Origin of the sequence: Polyangium sp. y55x31 (assembly GCF_029946505.1) — a bacterium.
GTDB lineage: Bacteria > Myxococcota_A > Polyangia > Polyangiales > Polyangiaceae > Polyangium.
In genome coordinates this window covers 372,902-388,424 of record NZ_JARZHG010000005.1, presented here as the reverse complement: position 1 = coordinate 388,424, position 15,523 = coordinate 372,902, and the positions used below count along the sequence as shown (strand labels likewise).

At 68.2% G+C, this 15,523-nt stretch carries 16 protein-coding genes; 3 read left to right on the top strand and 13 right to left on the bottom strand.

The annotated features are described in order from the left end of the window. Window positions 1-23: 23 nt before the first annotated feature. Window positions 24-593, top strand: a complete 570-nt coding sequence (locus QHF84_RS13170; protein ID WP_281313610.1) for an SdpA family antimicrobial peptide system protein — start codon at window positions 24-26, stop codon at window positions 591-593. Further along, a complete protein-coding gene (locus QHF84_RS13165; protein WP_281313609.1) occupies window positions 584-1,531 on the top strand; it encodes a sporulation-delaying protein SdpB family protein in 948 nt (315 codons plus the stop codon). Before QHF84_RS13170 ends, QHF84_RS13165 begins: the two co-directional genes overlap by 10 nt. Here the strand turns inward: QHF84_RS13165 and QHF84_RS13160 are convergent. Beyond that, a complete protein-coding gene (locus tag QHF84_RS13160) occupies window positions 1,492-2,397 on the bottom strand; it encodes a LysR family transcriptional regulator (protein ID WP_281313608.1) in 906 nt (301 codons plus the stop codon). The two genes, QHF84_RS13165 and QHF84_RS13160, sit on opposite strands and share 40 nt — an antisense overlap. Window positions 2,398-2,513: 116 nt before the next feature. Here QHF84_RS13160 and QHF84_RS13155 point away from each other — a divergent pair, with 116 nt between their 5' ends. Then, window positions 2,514-3,170 carry a YceI family protein gene (locus tag QHF84_RS13155; protein ID WP_281313607.1) on the top strand — a complete coding sequence of 219 codons (657 nt, stop codon included), beginning with the start codon at window positions 2,514-2,516 and terminating at the stop codon, window positions 3,168-3,170. A 15-nt stretch (window positions 3,171-3,185) separates the two neighbouring features. On the opposite strand, the gene QHF84_RS13150 is transcribed toward QHF84_RS13155, so the two are convergent. The 12 genes from QHF84_RS13150 to QHF84_RS13095 form a co-directional block, all read right to left on the bottom strand. Continuing rightward, entirely contained in the window at window positions 3,186-4,076 is an 891-nt protein-coding gene (locus QHF84_RS13150; RefSeq protein ID WP_281313606.1) for a L,D-transpeptidase family protein, read from the bottom strand. Window positions 4,077-4,138: 62 nt separating this feature from the next. Then, window positions 4,139-5,458: a DUF58 domain-containing protein gene (locus QHF84_RS13145; protein WP_281313605.1), complete on the bottom strand. Its 1,320-nt coding sequence runs from the start codon at window positions 5,456-5,458 to the stop codon at window positions 4,139-4,141. Between the two features lie 7 nt (window positions 5,459-5,465). Next, on the bottom strand, window positions 5,466-6,431 hold the full coding sequence (locus QHF84_RS13140; RefSeq protein ID WP_281313604.1) for a MoxR family ATPase: 966 nt from the start codon (window positions 6,429-6,431) through the stop codon (window positions 5,466-5,468). Next, the gene (locus tag QHF84_RS13135) at window positions 6,428-8,755 is read right to left on the bottom strand and encodes a DUF4350 domain-containing protein (RefSeq protein WP_281313603.1); all 2,328 of its coding nucleotides are present in this window, start codon (window positions 8,753-8,755) and stop codon (window positions 6,428-6,430) included. Before QHF84_RS13135 ends, QHF84_RS13140 begins: the two co-directional genes overlap by 4 nt. Then, entirely contained in the window at window positions 8,752-9,552 is an 801-nt protein-coding gene (locus QHF84_RS13130; RefSeq protein ID WP_281313602.1) for a hypothetical protein, read from the bottom strand. Before QHF84_RS13130 ends, QHF84_RS13135 begins: the two co-directional genes overlap by 4 nt. Next, entirely contained in the window at window positions 9,549-10,514 is a 966-nt protein-coding gene (locus tag QHF84_RS13125; protein WP_281313601.1) for a stage II sporulation protein M, read from the bottom strand. The genes QHF84_RS13130 and QHF84_RS13125 overlap by 4 nt, the downstream gene beginning before the upstream one ends. Further along, entirely contained in the window at window positions 10,511-11,287 is a 777-nt protein-coding gene (locus QHF84_RS13120; RefSeq protein WP_281313600.1) for an RDD family protein, read from the bottom strand. Before QHF84_RS13120 ends, QHF84_RS13125 begins: the two co-directional genes overlap by 4 nt. A 38-nt stretch (window positions 11,288-11,325) precedes the next feature. After that, entirely contained in the window at window positions 11,326-11,655 is a 330-nt protein-coding gene (locus tag QHF84_RS13115) for a Uma2 family endonuclease (RefSeq protein ID WP_281313709.1), read from the bottom strand. Window positions 11,656-11,685: 30 nt separating this feature from the next. Beyond that, window positions 11,686-12,717 carry a serine/threonine-protein kinase gene (locus QHF84_RS13110; protein ID WP_281313599.1) on the bottom strand — a complete coding sequence of 344 codons (1,032 nt, stop codon included), beginning with the start codon at window positions 12,715-12,717 and terminating at the stop codon, window positions 11,686-11,688. A gap of 10 nt (window positions 12,718-12,727) precedes the next feature. Further along, window positions 12,728-13,789: an ABC transporter ATP-binding protein gene (locus QHF84_RS13105; protein ID WP_281313708.1), complete on the bottom strand. Its 1,062-nt coding sequence runs from the start codon at window positions 13,787-13,789 to the stop codon at window positions 12,728-12,730. A 14-nt stretch (window positions 13,790-13,803) separates the two neighbouring features. Then, complete coding sequence (locus QHF84_RS13100; protein WP_281313598.1) at window positions 13,804-14,592, bottom strand: ABC transporter permease; 789 nt, start codon at window positions 14,590-14,592, stop codon at window positions 13,804-13,806. Then, on the bottom strand, window positions 14,589-15,515 hold the full coding sequence (locus tag QHF84_RS13095; protein WP_281313597.1) for an ABC transporter permease: 927 nt from the start codon (window positions 15,513-15,515) through the stop codon (window positions 14,589-14,591). The genes QHF84_RS13100 and QHF84_RS13095 overlap by 4 nt, the downstream gene beginning before the upstream one ends. Window positions 15,516-15,523 lie beyond the last annotated feature (8 nt).

The following is a 15,523-nucleotide window of genomic DNA, read 5'->3' as shown; positions in this document are numbered from 1 at the left end:
CCCTTCGAAGAAAGGAGAGGACGATGCTCGACAGAAGCCACGAAACCCGCCGCGTGCATACGGGCGTGGTCGGCGCCGCGGCGCTCGCCGTCGTTCTCGGGTGGTCGACGTTCGCCGCGTACACGATTCACGCGGCGCTCCCGACGAATCCGATCGAGCTCCCGTTCGCGTCGCGCGTGCATGCCGAACACTTCGCGCAGGAGTCCTTCAACTATTTTACGAAAAACCCGCATTACCCGCGGATGCTCGCCTACGTGCCCGCAGGGGAAGGGCGCTGGCGACAGGCGAACGTGTCGCCGTACGCGAGGCCCGAAAACGCGCTCGGGCTCTCGCGCGCGCCCGAGGCGCAGGAGCAGGAGATGAAGATGATCGCCAGGCGCATCCGGCAATCCGACCTCGCCACGTGCGAAGGGGAGCTCGACGCGTGCTTGAATCGAGCAGGCGTGATCGCCCGCGTGAAGAACGACGCTCCACGCCGGACGCTCTGCGGCTCCGTGGGCATCGTGCTGCGAAGGCCCACGCCCTGGGCGTGGAGGAACGATGGGGTTCGAATGGACACGCGCGTCGCGCGGCTGGAGGTCTCATGCTCGTAGAAAAAGCGAAAGGGCTCGACGCGCTCGGCCTCCGCGCGAGCGCCTGGGCAAACCACGCCGCGCCGTGGTCCTGGACGATCGGCTGCGCGCGCTCCCTGCTCGCGCTTTGCACGGCGGCGACGCTCGCCGTCAATGGCGCGGACGTCCTGTTTGCCCCGACGCTCGACGTCCCCACGGGGCTCGCTTGTGACGGCGTGCGGAGCGCTGGGCTCTTTTGCGTCGCGACACACGAGCACCTCGATGTGGCGCGCTGGGTCGCGGTCCTCGCGCTTTTGGTCGTCGCCTCCGGTTATCGACCTCGCGTCACGGGCATCGTTCACGGGTGGATCAGCTTCAGCCTCCACAACAACGCGACCGTCGGGAATGGGGGCGATCAAATCGCCGCCGCGCTCACGTTGCTGCTCTTGCCGCTCACCCTGACCGATCCACGGCGCTGGCACTGGGAGGCACCTCCGCCTTCGCGCGGGACCACCGGGGATACCGTTACAAGGCTCGTCGCGCGCTCGTCCGTGTGGGCGGTTCGCGTGCAGGTGGCGATCATTTATTTTCATGCGGCCGCCGGAAAACTCTCCGTGCAGGAGTGGGTCGACGGCACGGTCCTTTATTACTGGTTCACCGATCCGCACGTCGGCGCGGCCCCATGGCTCATGCCCGTCGTGCGATGGTTCGTCAATCATGGCACGCTGCTCGCCCTCACGACGTGGAGCGTCCTCGTGATCGAATTCCTCCTCGCCGCCGCGCTCGTCATGGATCGGCGCTACTGGCCGCCGGTCTTCGCCCTCGGGCTCTTCCTCCACGCGGGCATCCTCGCCGTGCACGGGCTCTTCACGTTCGCCCTCACGATGATGGCCGCGCTCGTCCTGTATTTGCCGCCCGAGCGCGCCGCCGCCCGCCGCCTCTATTCGTCGCTCGCGCTGCGGAACCGCTGGACCACGTAATCCACGAAGGCGCGCACCTTCGTCGGCATGTGCCTGTGGTACGGGTGCACCACGAAGACGTTCTTCTCGCCAAGCGCGTGCTCCGGCAAGACGCGGCGCAGCCGGCCCGCCTCGATGTCGGCCGCGACGTACGATCGTGGCAGCCGCGCGACGCCGATGCCGTCGAGCGCCGCCTGGCGCAATACGGCGATGTTGTCGGTGATGAGCGTCCCGGTGACGGGCACGACCTGCGTGCGGCGGCCGCATCGAAATGACCACTCGCGCCGGACCGGCGAGAGGCGCAGGCAATTGTGATGCACGAGATCCCGCGGAGAGACCGGCATCCCGCGACGATCGAGATAAGCGGGCGACGCGCAGACGATCATCCGCACGGAGCCGATGCGGCGCGCGACGAGCGCCGAATCTTCGAGGGTGTCGGCGACACGAATGGCCACGTCGTAGCCCTCCGCGACGATGTCGACGCGGTGCTCCGACAGCGAGAGCTCGATCACGAGCCGCGGATATCGCTCGTGCAGCTCGCGCAGGATGCTCGGAAATTGAAGGATTCCCGTGCCCACGGGTACGGTGACGCGCACGAGGCCCTCGGGCTCCGCCGACGCGCTCTCCAGCACGCCTTGCGCCTCGTCCGCCGCGGAGACGAGCCGCGCGCACGTCTCGTAGAGCCGCGCGCCCTCCTCGGTGAGCGAGAGGCGCCGCGTGGTGCGATGCAAAAGCCTGACGCCGAGCCGCTCTTCGAGCCCCGAGATCCGCGCGCTCACGACCGACTTGGACAGGCCGAGGAGCGCCGCCGCGCCCGTGAACGAGCGCGCCTCCACGACCCGCGCGAAGACCGCCATGGAGACCACATCGTCGAGCGCCGCCGTCATCGATTGTTCGCCCTGGCGAACAGTGTTACCCGGTTCGCCCCCCTAATCAAGCGGCCGTTCGGGGCGCATGGTATGACCCTCGAAACAACCCCCGAAGGGACGATCCGACCATGCGCATGATTCGATTTGTGGTTCTCGCCGCCGCCGTGCCCGCCCTGCTCTCGCTCGCGGCCTGCGAGGATCCGGCCAAGGACAAGCCCAAGGCGACGGTCGCTCCGGCCTCGTCGGCACAGGCGGACACCAAGCCCGCGAGCACCGCGGCGGTCCAGGAGACGCTCGACGTCGACGCCACGGCCTCGACGGTCGGGTTCATCGGCTCGAAGGTCACGGGCAAGCACGAGGGCAAGTTCGAGAAGCTCGCCGGCAAGATCACGCTCGCCGACGGCAAGGCCGAGGGCGGCAAGATCTCGTTCGAGGTGGAGACCGCGTCGGTCAAGACGGACGCGGCCGATCTCGACAAGCACCTGAAGAACGCCGATTTCTTCGACGTCGAGAAGTTCCCCAAGGCGACGTTCACGTCGACGGAGATCAAGGCCGGCGGCACGAACGGCGCGACGCACACGATCACGGGCGATCTCGATCTGCACGGCGTGAAGAAGTCGATCACGTTCCCCGTGACGATCACGATCGCGCCGGACGCCGCCACGGGCACCGCGGAGTTCTCCATCAATCGGAAGGATTTCAACATCACGATCGCGGGCAAGCCGGACGACCTCATCCGCGACGACGTGCTGCTCAAGCTCACGCTGAAGGCGCCGCGCAAGAAGGGCTGATCGCCCCTCCTCCCCTCACCCGACCTGCTCGTAGCGGCCCTTCGCGTCGATACGATATTTCGGGACCCGCCTCGTTTGCTCGAATTCCTCGAGAAACGGCTTCAGATTCTCCCAGAACGCCCGGTGCGCCCCGCCCGCGGGTGAGGCGAGCAGGCCTGCCATGTCCCGCGTCGGGAAGATGTGGACGGGGAGCGAGGCGCCGGTCCACTTGTATTCGCTCGCCGCGAGGTAGATCTCGGCCATGCGATCGTCGCTCATGGCGAGGCAGCCGACGGAGGCGCAGCTCCCGTGAATGAGGATCTCGCCGCCCGGCTGCCGGCGATCGCCGAGGATACGATCCGAGCGGTTCGGGTAATCGACGTGCAAGGCGAGGTAAAACGGCGTGCCAGGGAGCGACTCCTTGATCTTGTAGAGCCCCTCGGGCACCTGGCCATCCCCTTCCACGCGTTTCGGGCCGAGCTCTCCGGACGCGTAACAGACGCCGTAGATGGCAATCAGCGAGAGCGGCTCGTCCGCACGAGAGGCGGCCCAGAGCTCGAGGACACGTTCCTTTTTGAAGGCGCGGAGGAACATCTGCGCGGGAGGGAAAGCTACGCGCGCCTCCGCGAAGAGGCGCTTCACCTCGGCCATTTTGCTCTTTTTCGCCTCGGCGACGCGGCCGAAGGGGGTTTTCTCCGCAGAGAACCATTGTGTCGGCTCGCGGACGGGAAACGCCGGGGCGGACGGAACGGGAGCGGGCGGCGCCGAAGGGATGGACGCGACGGCCGTCGCCAGCGAGGTCGGCGCGGGCGCGGGCGTGGTGAGCGCGGGCGGATTCGATGCGACCGCGGGGGGCGGCGGCGGGGCGGTTTTCGTGCAGGCTGCGAGGACGGCGAGGGCGGCGAAGAGCGCGCGAGATGGGGGCACGCAGGTGGTACACGCGAGCGCGCCGGACGATTGGGCGCGGGGCGCAGGGCGCGCCGCGGGTCCTACAGGAGGTGCCGGGCCTTGATTTCGAGGTAACGATTGATGAGCGCGGGCGTGAGGTCGGCGGGGGCGACGTCGAGGACGAGGGCGCCGTGTTGCTTCAAGCGGCGGACGAGCTTGTCGCGAAACGAGAGGATCTCGGCGGCCGCGCCGCGCAGGTAGGGGCCGACGCCCGCGAGCGCCGCGGCCTCGCCGGAATGACCGAGCGCGAGGGCGTCGACGTCGACGTCGCGCAAAAGCACGAGGAGCGGCAAATGGCGGGGCATGAGCCCACGCATGAGCTTTTCGAGCTCGGCGGCGGCGACCTCGTCGACGACCTGCGTGAAGAGCACGACGAGCGTCCGCTTTTTCACACGGACGGCGAGCGCCTCGAATGCGGCCCGGTAATTCGTGGGGGCGAGGTCGGGCTCGATGTCGTAACCCGCTTGCACGATCTTGCGTGTCGCGCGGGCGCCGCCCGTGAGCGGCGCATACGCGAGGACCTCCTCGGCGAAGGCCATCATGGAGACCTTGTCGCCGCCGCGGGAGGCGACGTGCGAGAGCATGAGCGTCGCGTTCAGGGCGTGGTCGAAGAGCGAGAGGTTCGCGCATTCGGCCGTCATGAGGCGGCCAGCGTCGATCAGAAAGACGACGTTCTGGTCGCTCTCGAGCTGGTATTCACGCGCCGTGAGCTTCTTGCGGCGCGCCGTGGCCCGCCAGTCGATGCTGCGATACTCGTCCTCGCGCCGATACTCGCGCAGGCGCTCGAACTCGCTCTCGCCGCCGAGGCGGCGCGAGGCGCGCACGCCGGCAGGATCGCGGTCTTGCCGCGCGAGGAGCTCGTAGCCTCGGACGGCTTCGAGGTCGGGATACACCTTGACGGGTGAGCGCGCGGAAATCGGGTACTGGCGAATCCAGAGGCCGAGGGGCGAAGGATAACGGACGTAATGGTCGCCGAGGACGTGCGCGCCGCGGCGGGAGGGCGTGACGCGGTACTTGAGGGTCGCGTGTCCACGCGGCGGGAGGTCCGTTTCGAGGGGGAGCTCCTCGCTCTCGGCGGACGGAAAGAGGTCCTCCTGCACGCGCACGTGGAGCTTGCGCCGGGCGAGGGAGCGGACGTCGAGGGAGATGACGTTTGGCCGGCCAATCGAGAGCACGGCCGGGGCGCGGCGGACGACGGTGACCAGGCGGCGCCGCGCGAGCAGGGCGTCGAGGAGCGCGAGCAGGGCGATCGCTCCGTCCGTGAGGAGCATGGGGACGATCAATCCCCGGTCGAGGAGCGTGAAAAATGAGAGGACGAGCGGCCCCGCGAACAGGAGGACGAGCGCGCGCGAGGGGACCATGTCGGATTCAGGCCGCCGTGCGCGGGACCTTCGCCTCGCGCAGGATGTCTTCGACGCAATCGTCGGCGCTCGTGCCTTCGATCTCGGCGTCGGGGTGGAGGATCAAGCGGTGGCGGAGGACGGCGGGGGCGAGCGCCTTGACGTCGTCCGGGGAGACGAAATCGCGGCCCTCGCTGGCGGCACGCGCGCGCGCCGAGCCGAGGAGGCCAATCGAGCCGCGCGGAGAGGAGCCGAGGTAGACGGCGCGGTGAGCGCGCGTGCGGGCGACGATGTCGGTGATGTATTCGATGATGCCGTCGTCGACGCGCACGCCGCCGAGGGCCGCGCGCATGGCGATGATCTCGTCGGCGGAGGCGATGCGCTCGATGCCCACGCGATCGAGCTTGGCCGCGGAGAAGCCGTCGACGTGGTGGCGGAGGATCTGCTTTTCGACGGCGGGCCCGGGGTAACGGACGTGCAATTTGACGAGGAACCGGTCGAGCTGGGCCTCGGGCAAGGGATAGGTGCCCTGTGATTCGACGGGGTTTTGCGTGGCGATGACGAGGAAAGGCTCGGGCAGGGGGCGCGTGACGCCGTCGGTGGTGACGGCGAGGTCCTGCATGGCTTCGAGCAAGGCGCTTTGCGTCTTCGCGGGGGCGCGGTTGATCTCGTCGGCGAGCAGGAGCTGCGTGAAGACCGGGCCCTCGTGGAAGACGAAGCGGTCTTCTTTCTGATCGAAGACGTTGCCGCCGGTGACGTCGCTCGGCATGAGGTCGGGCGTGAATTGAATGCGGCGGAAGCTCGCGCCGAAGACGTGGGCGAGGGTGCGGACGAGCAGGGTTTTTCCGAGGCCGGGGACGCCCTCGATGAGGACGTGACCGCCGGCCAGGATCGCGAGGAGCGTGGTCTCGATGATCTCGTCCTGGCCGAGGAGGACCTTGCCCGCCTCGCGGCGGATGCGATCGAAGGTGTCGCGGAAGAGGGACAGGTTCATGCTTTTCGGGTCTTCTTGCGGGAGCGCTCGCGGGAGGTCTGGGCGAGGAAATGGTCGAGGGCGCGCATCACGGCGAAATCGGACGCGGCCTGGGCGCGGTCAGTGCCCCGCGAGCGGCCGCGGAGCGAGGCGTCGCCGGAGCGGAGGGACACGGGGGCCGCCTCTTTTTGCGCCTCGGTGGCCTCGACGAGGACGTGCATGACCTCGCCCGTGGGTTTGCCGACGCGGACGCCGATGGCCTCGGCGAGCCCGGACAACCCTTGGCGGCCCTCGCGCGGGACACGCTCGCGGAGGCGCTCGACGGCCCACGCGGCATAAAGGCCGAGGGCGTGGCGCGAGGCTCCGGCGCGGGCATACGCGAGGCCGAGGGCGCGGACGTGATCGGCGAAGGCGCGGCGGCGATTCGCGGGCGGGTCGCGCAAAACACCGAAGGCGCGGCCCTGCCACAGGAAAAAGAGGCCGAGGAGCAAGAGGAGCTGGAGGAGAATGGGCAAGAGGTGCGCGCGGCTCAGCGTATCGAGGGGCGTGTCGGCGCCGAGGGAGGTCCAGGCGTCGCAGAGCTCGACCTCGCGATGGAGCGGCCGGAAGAGGGAGATCAAAAAGGCCGCGTTGTCGCCGGCCGTCAAGGCGACGTTCGTGAAGAGTTTGTCGTCGGCGAGGACGACGACGCGCCCGTCGCCGACCTGTTTGAAAGACGCGTAAATGCCCTCCGAACGGGCGAGCAGGGGCTCGGCGTCCGTGAGGGAGAGCGAGGGCCCAGGCGGAACGGCGAGGACGATTTCGCCGAACTCGTGCCGATAGCCGGAGGAGACGAAGGCGTCGCCTCCGGTGACGTTCTGGGCGTCGAGGGACGCGCCGGTCCAGGCAGGGAGATCGGGGACGCCCGCGACGACGAGATCACCGCCGGCCTCGACCCAGGCTTGCATGCGGCGAAAATCGGCGGCCGAGATGTCGAGGTCCGGCAGGAGGACGAGGGTCGCGTCGTCCTCGTCGGGCAGTTTGTCGAGAGGATCGCGGCGATGGCGGAGCTCGATGCCATAAGCCGAGAGCATGGCGCCGACCGCGTGCGTGCCCGAGGGCGAGGTGTCGCCACGGAAGACGCCGTCGGATTCGTCGAGCGCGGCGACGCGGCCGCAAGAGACGGTCGCGGAGAGGCCGACGATCACCGCGAGAATGCCGAGCGCGCGCGAGACGAGCGGGACGACGCGGTCGTGAATGCGGGAAAATGTCTCGGCCGAGGCTGCGCGGGAGCCGAACTGAACGCTCTCGACATCGGCGACGATGTTCCGCACCTCCGCGGCGATCTCGGGCCGCTCGCGGCGCAGGCTGCGCACGTAATCGCCGTTCGTGCGGGAGGCGTGAATCTCGATGATGCCGTCGCCGTCGAGGCGCCGGAGGAGCGCGGCATAAACGTCGTCGATCGCAGGCCCGAACGCGCCGCGCTGGGCCGCCGCGCGGGCGCGGGCGAGGAGGCGGGCGACGTCGGTCTCGACGGGGCCGCGGGGCACCTTTTGCCGCTCGCCCGGGGCATTCTCGGGGAGATCCTCGGGGGGAGCCTCGTCCTTGGGCGCGTCGCGCTCGGAGAGGACGTTTTTCAGGACCATCCACGCGATGAAGGCGATGAAGCCGCCGAGCAGGAGGAAAAAGAGGATACGCGCGAAGCCGCTGGCGGCGCTGGCGATGGCAGGATCCGCGGGCGCGGGCGGAGGCGGAGGCGGGGGCTTTGCCGGTTTTGGTTCGGCCTGCCCCTTCCCTTCCCCGCCGCCGGGGTTCTGGCCGGGCGCGTCGCCGGGTTTGCCCGTGCCGTCCTGACCGGCGGGTTTGCCCGGACCGGACGCGTCGCCGCTGCCGTTCTGGCCTTGCTCGCCGCCGGGTTTGTCCTGTCCGGGTGTGCCCGGATCGGATCTGTTTCCCTCGGCGCCGGAGCCGTCGCCCTTGCCCTGTTCGCCCGCGCCCGGCTTCCCGTCGCCGGAGGCGCTGCCGGCCGAGCCCTCGAATCGGCGGACGGCCGTGCGATCGTCGCGACCGGAGGATCGTCCGGCCAAACAGCGGGAGCCCGCCTTGCAGCTCGGGGAGATGCCGGCGGGAGGGCCGCCTTTTTCGAGCGGAGCGGGCTCCTTGCGGCAGGCGGCAGGGAGCGATGGACAAAGGGCGCTCTCGTCGTCGATGAGCGAGCAAAAGGCGCGCTCGTCGTCGCCGAGGGGATAATCGTCCTCGTGGCAGAACCGATACCGGGAATCGGTGAGGACCTCGCGGACCCGATCGTCGGCGTTGTAGATCGGGCTCGCGCCGAGGACCGAGAGGAGCACGACGAACTTGATCACGCGGCCCTCCTGCGCTCCTGCTCGGCCCGCGCGCGGATCGCCGTGAAACGAAGCTGGATGTCCCAGCCGTCCTCGCGCGTGCGGGTGTCGATGTAATAGAGGAACCGCGCCGTGGAGACGAAAGGCACGGCCAGGAAAAACCCTGCGATCGCGGCCGGCGAGCCGCCGTCCTCGAAGAGCCAGCCGAATGGACGGCCGAACTGGAGGAGGTCGTTCACGAGGCCGTCGAAGAGGAGCTCGGCCGTGAGGACACCGCCGAATCGAGCGCCGAGGAGCATGAGGAGGACGAGGAACGCGTCGCCGGTGCGCATCGAGACGAGCCGCTGGGCGCGCTCGTGCGCGCGCGAGCCCGAGAGGCCTTCGAGCAGGCACGCCTCGTCGAGGAGCAAGAGGCGAATGCCTACGAAAGGCAGGGTGATGAAGAGCGTGATGGCGCCGATCAAAAGGCCGAGGAAGCGAATGACGAACGAGCTGAGGAGCGCGCCGAGTCGCTTGCGGAAGAGGCCAAAGACGACACGCGGGGTGATGGTGGGCGAGAAGATGACCTGGCTGACGGCGACGGTGAAGAGGGCCTCGACGAAGGGCACGGTGAGGAAGGCCGCGAGCCAGACGAGGATCCACGGGGCATCGAGCGCATATCGCAGCGCAAGGCAGCCGGCGAGGAGCGGTACGACGGCGTAGAGGGTGAGCCGCGCGTAAAGAGGGAATGCGAGCGAGAAGCAGAGGCGAAACGCGAGGTCCATGACCTCGGTGAGGCTGCGCGGGCGCAGGACGATCGCGGAGTCGCCGAGGTTCAACGGGCCCTCCCGCGTTCACGGCCGGCGAAGAGGAAATAGGCCGTGACGAGCACGGAAAAGAGGGCGGCGACGGACCATTTGACGGGCGCGGGCGCGCCCGAGGGAGACCAGAATCCCTCGATGCCCGCGGCGATGAGGAGCATGACGGCCGCGCCCACGACGAGGCGGACGATGTCGGGCGCGCTCTCGCGGAGCGAGCCGAGGCGCGTGCGGCCGCGGGTGACGACGAGCGAATACCCCATGCGGAGCCCTGCCGCGCCCGCGATGAGGATGGCCGTGAGTTCGAACGGCCCGTGCCCGCACATGAACGTGCCGATGTTCCGGCCAAACCCGGCCGCGGTGACCCAGCCGGTCACCATGCCGATGCTGAGGCCGTTGTAGATGAGGAAAAAGACGCTGCCGAGGCCGAAGAAGATGCCGGTGGCGAAACAACGGAACGCGATGCCGACGTTGTTGTTCACGTAAAACCCGGCCATCGCGGAGTCGGTCCCCTCGCTGCGGCCCTCGTTGAAGCCCTTCGAATACATGTCGGCCATGCCGTCGAGCATGCTGCGCGGGAGGATCTGCGAGGCGGCGTCGGGCACGAAGAGGGCGAGGACGATGCCAATGGCGCAGGGGATCAAAAAGAGCGCGGAGGAGAGGGCAAAAAACGAGGCGTTCTTGCGGAGGGCGCGGGGGAAGTCGCGGGTGAGGAGGGACCAGAAGGCCGGGATGCGGAAAGGCTCGGCGCCATAAAGGGCGCTGTGCGCGCGGCCGGCGAGGTTGTCGAGGTACGCGACGAGGTCGGGCGTGCAGCGGGCGCGGCAAAGGACGAGGTCGCCCGAGAGGGCCCGATACAGCGCGGCGGCGCGGGAAATGGAGGGGCCGTCGAGGTGGTGGAGGGCCTCGGCGCGCGAGACGAGGTTTTCGAGCTCGCGCCAATCGGCGTTACGCGCGGCGACGATCTCGTCCTGGCTCCTCACAGAGGCCTCCTGCGCTCGCTGGCGCGCGCGTGGAGCAAGGCGAGGAGGCGCGCGGAGTCCTTGTTCCGGATGCCCATGCGGCTCGCGAAGATGGGCGCGACCATGGCCGCGAGCTCTTCCTCACGCGCAGGGCCGAGGCCTTCTTTGCGGCGAAGAAAAAGCTCGATCGCTTCGAGCTCGTCACCCGAGAGCGGGAGGCGCTGCGGGAGGCTCGAAAGCTCCTTCGGGGTGGGCGGAGGGTTGATGCGGAGCGTGGAGGCGACGGCGCGGCGCTCCTCGACGATGACCATGGTGCCCGCGACCATGTCGCCGAGGCGGCGAAAACGGCTGTCGCGCGCCATGGCGACGAGGCCGACCGTATACCCGAAGGGAAGGAAATCCGCGGCGCGGAGGAGGTTGCGAAGGAAGCTGTCGCCGATCCGCAAGGGATGGCCATCGACGCTGACGACCCGCAGATCGAGCGCACGTTTGCCCGGCGTGCGGCCATTCCAGGCGACCTCCCAGAGCGTGTAATACAGCCACTCCAGGAGGAAATAGATAACGAGGAGGAGCCCGGAGGAGAGCTCGGAGACGGCATCCCCGATGGCAAAGCCGCCCATGAGCGCGAAGATGCCGAAGACGAGGAGGACGGCGCCACGAATGAGCAAGTCGAGCACCCAGGCGACGACACGTCGAGCCGGGCCAGCGACGGGGTAATGAAACCGCACGTGCTCGGGGGTCTCGATCTCCGCAGTGGTGTCGATCGGCTGGAGGCGTCGGGCAGGCTCCGCCATGGGGCGGATGACATCACATCACGAGAGAGGCGTCGGGGTCAAACGACGTCGTCGTCGCCTTCGGTCGCCGCTTCGCGTGTCTCTTCTTCCTCGGCCTCGTCGCCGATGATCCACGCGACCTCGGCCCACAGGACGTCGAGGTCGAGCTCGAGCCCTTCGCATCCGGGGAGCCTCAGCTTGCCCTCGGAGACGGAGGCATCGAGGACGTAACGACCATCCGCGCCGAGCTCGCAGAGCTCGATCACTCGCGCTTCCGGGTCGACGAGCATGTAGAGCTTGACACCGAAGCGTGCATACTCCGAGCGCTTGTCCAGCCGATCACGCCGGACGTCACCGGGGCGCGGGGAGAGAACTTCGACGACGAGCAGGGGGGCGGTGAGCGAAAGAGAGCCGCGTCCTCAAACCCCCGCCGCGTGGAGCACGAGCACGATCGCCGCGACGAGGAGCAACGCGCCGACGACATACAGCAGAATGGTCCGCGACCTCGCCGGCGTCGCGCTCGGAAGGGCCATCGCCGCGGCCGTCGGCGCGACCGCGGGGGCGGCCACGGGCGCCGCGCGCGTCTGCGGCGGGAGGGGAATGCCGCGCTGCTGGAGCCACGCGCCGAGCGCTTCGTGCATCTCGGCGGCGGTCTGGAAGCGGGCGTCGGGGTCACGCGCCATTGCACGGCGGATGATCGCCGAGAGCTCGGGATCGAGCGAAGGCAGGTGCGTCTCGGGCGGCGGCGGATCCTGCGAGACCACGCGGAACGCGAGCTCGACCGCGTTTCTCACGTCGAACGGGACCTTGCCCGTGACGCTTTCGTAAAGGATGACACCCGTGGCATAAACGTCCGTGCGCGGGTCGACCTTGTCGGAGCTGCGGATCTGCTCCGGCGACATGTACATCGGTGTGCCGACCATGGCCCCGGTGCGCGTCAGGGCCTGGCCCGCATTCGTGAGCTTCGATGCGCCGAAATCGAGAATCTTGAGGAATCCACGGCCATCGGGGCCCGGCACGAGGAAGAGGTTCGCCGGCTTCAAATCGCGGTGCACGATGCCGAGCGCGTGCGCCTTCGAGAGGCCGGCGAGGAGCTGGAGGACGAAGGAGACGGCCTCCTCGGACGGGAGCGGGCGGCGCTTGCGCAAGAGGTCGGCGAGCGTGCCGCCGTCGAGGTATTCGAGGACGATGAATCGTCCCTCGGGCGCAGCGCCCGCGCCATACACGAGGACGATGTGGTCGGAGCCGATGCGGCTCGCGGCCTCGGCTTCGCGCTCGAATCGCTGGACGATCTCGGCGTCCTGGGAGAGCTCGCGGTGCAGGATCTTCACCGCGACGCGGTGGCCCCGCACGTCGTCGACGGCCTCGTACACGGCGCTGACCGCGCCCTCGCCGAGGAATCGCACGACACGAAAGCGCCCCGCGACGAGATGACCAGGCTGGAGCTCCATGATGATTCCGTCAGGCCTCCAGCACGACGGCGCTCTTCGGGTCCCAACCAACGATGACCGAGGTGCCCTGCTCGATATGGCCATGCGTGGCCGGCGGCTCGGTGGCGACGACACGCTCGCCCCCCGCGAGGCGCACGACGGTCTTCCAGACGGAGCCGACGAAGACGGTCTCCTCGACGGTGCCGGGGAGCGCGACGCCCCGGGCTTCCCCGCTTTCGGCCTTTCGGACGGTGACCATTTCGGGGCGCACGCTCAAGGAGATGCGCAGGCCCGATTCGAGGACGGCGTCCGGCTCGATCGGGATGCGCGCGCCGCCGACGGAAAACGTATGCGCGGAGCCGTCACGGGAAACCTCGCCCGCGAGCAGGTTCGTCTCGCCGATGAAATCGGCGACGAAGCGGGTCTTCGGGTGGTTGTAGATGGCAACGGGCGCGTCGATCTGCTCGATCCGGCCGCCGTTCATGACCGCGACGCGGTCGCTCATGGTGAGCGCCTCTTCCTGGTCGTGCGTGACGTAGACGAACGTCATGCCGAGCTTGCGCTGGAGGCTCTTCAGCTCGAATTGCATCTCCTTGCGGAGCTTCAAATCGAGGGCGCCGAGGGGCTCGTCGAGCAGGAGCACCGAGGGGCCATTGACGATCGCGCGCGCAACCGCGACGCGCTGCTGCTGGCCGCCGGAGAGCTCGCGCGGCTTGCGCGCGGCGAAGGAATCCATGCGCACCATGGCGAGGACCTCGGCCACCTTGCGCTCGATCTCGGCCTTGGGGAGGCGCTTCTGTTCGAGGCCATAAGCGACGTTCTGGCGCACGCTCATGTGCGGGAAGAGGGCGTAGCTCTGGAAGACCGTGTTGACGTCGCGCTTGTAGGGCGGGAGCGCGGAGACCTCGCGGCCATCGAGGTAGATTTCGCCCGAGGTCGGCATCTCGAAGCCGCCGATCATGCGCAGCGTCGTGGTCTTGCCGCAGCCGCTCGGGCCGAGGAAGGTGAGGAATTCGCCTTTCTCGATGGATAGATCGAGCGACTTGACGACCTCCACGTCGCCGAAGCGCTTGACGACCTTGCGTAGCTCCACGATGCCCAAGACGTTTACTCCTTGTCGCGGCCGCCGAGCGCGGTGCCGAGCAGGATGAGGCCGATCGATCCGGCGAAGACGAGGGTCGAGATGGCGTTGACCTCGGGAGAAATGCCCCGGCGCATCATGGCCCAGATCTGAATGGGGAGGGTGTTGTCGCCCGCGATGAGGAAAAACGTGACCGGAATCTCGTCGAGCGAGAGCGTGAACGAGAGGAGCGCCGAGCCAATGATCGCCGTCTTGATGTTCGGCAGGATGACCCGGAAAAACGTGGTGAGCGGCGGCGCGCCGAGATCCGCCGAGGCCTCTTCGAGCGAAGGATCGAGGCGCCTCAAGCGCGCATATACCTGCGTGAGGGTAATCGCGATGAGGAAGGTGCCGTGGCCGATGAGGACGGCGAGCAAGGAGACGGGGACGCCAATGAGCGGAAAGAAGCTCAACATGGCGACGCCCGTGACGATGCCCGGCAAGGTGAGCGGCAAAAGGACGATCCGTTCGAGGATCCGTTTGCCCGGAAATTCGTGGCGCGCGAGCGCGATGGCCCCGGGGACGCCGAGGAGGAGGCCGATCGAGGTGCCGCCGAGCGCGATGAGGAGGCTGACGCGCAGGGCCGAGACGAGCTGCTCGTCGTCGAGCAGCATGCGATACCAGCGGAGGGAGAAGCCGCGCATCGGGAAGACGTTCACCGCGTCGGGGTTGAACGAATACACGACGACGACGACCATCGGCAGGTAGATGAACGCGAGGACGAACGCCGCCGCGGCGCCGACGAAAAGCGTGGGCAGATCGAAGCGGCTTTTCAACGCGCGCCTCCGAGGCGACCACGGCCCGATTCGAGGCTCGCGAACGATTTCTCGGCGCGGGACGTCGTCTCCAGGAGCGCCACGACGACGACGAGCAGGACGATTCCGACGACGGAGCCGAGGGGCCGATCGTTCGAGGTGCCGAAGAGGTTCTGCACGACGTTCGAAATCATGAGGTTGTCGGTGCCGCCGAGCAGGACGGGCGCGAGGAAATCGCCGAGCGTCAATACGAACGCGAACGTGCCACCCGCGATGACGCCCGGGAGCGAGAGCGGGAAGACGACGCGGAAGAACGTGGTCAGGCGGCCGGCGCCGAGGTCCTTCGACGCCTCGACGAGCGAGCGCGGGATCTGCTCGAATGCCGTGTACACCGGCATGAGGACGAACGGCGTGTAGATGTGGACGAGGCCGATGACGATCGCCCATTCACTGTAGAGAAAGGCCTCGACGGGCGCGTCCGTGATCTTCGCCCACTGGAGGAAGGAATTCAGGATTCCCTCGCGGCCGAGGATGATCTTCCACGCATACGCGCGGACGATGTAACTCACCCAGAGCGGGACGATGATGAGGCTGTAGAGCAGCTCCTTCCAGCGGCGCACCTTGAACGCGATGAAATACGCGAGCGGCACGCTGAAGAGCACGGAGAGGCTCGTGACGGTCAGCGCGATCTTGAAGGTGTAAAGGAGCGTGCTGCGGTAGAGGGTCTTCGTGAAGAAGGCCTTCCACGGGTCGAGCGTGGGCTCGAGGACGACGTTTCCGAGGTCATCCGAGCCGAGGAAGCTCTGGATGAACAGGCCGAGGTACGGCAGGACGAGGAAGCAGAGGAGCCAAAGCGCAGGGGGCAGGACGAGGAACAGGAGCGCCCGCCTCTTCGGCGGGTTTTGTGCGTGAACCGTGGCCTTCGCGGCGGGCGCCGTGTCCATTCGATATC

Coding starts and splice junctions, on each gene's coding strand:
- QHF84_RS13120 (WP_281313600.1), bottom strand. CDS start 11,287: ATGGCGGAGCCTGCCCGACGCCTCCAGCCGATCGACACCACTGCGGAG.
- QHF84_RS13095 (WP_281313597.1), bottom strand. CDS start 15,515: ATGGACACGGCGCCCGCCGCGAAGGCCACGGTTCACGCACAAAACCCG.
- QHF84_RS13140 (WP_281313604.1), bottom strand. CDS start 6,431: ATGAACCTGTCCCTCTTCCGCGACACCTTCGATCGCATCCGCCGCGAG.
- QHF84_RS13165 (WP_281313609.1), top strand. CDS start 584: ATGCTCGTAGAAAAAGCGAAAGGGCTCGACGCGCTCGGCCTCCGCGCG.
- QHF84_RS13110 (WP_281313599.1), bottom strand. CDS start 12,717: ATGGAGCTCCAGCCTGGTCATCTCGTCGCGGGGCGCTTTCGTGTCGTG.
- QHF84_RS13145 (WP_281313605.1), bottom strand. CDS start 5,458: ATGGTCCCCTCGCGCGCGCTCGTCCTCCTGTTCGCGGGGCCGCTCGTC.
- QHF84_RS13155 (WP_281313607.1), top strand. CDS start 2,514: ATGATTCGATTTGTGGTTCTCGCCGCCGCCGTGCCCGCCCTGCTCTCG.
- QHF84_RS13170 (WP_281313610.1), top strand. CDS start 24: ATGCTCGACAGAAGCCACGAAACCCGCCGCGTGCATACGGGCGTGGTC.
- QHF84_RS13160 (WP_281313608.1), bottom strand. CDS start 2,397: ATGACGGCGGCGCTCGACGATGTGGTCTCCATGGCGGTCTTCGCGCGG.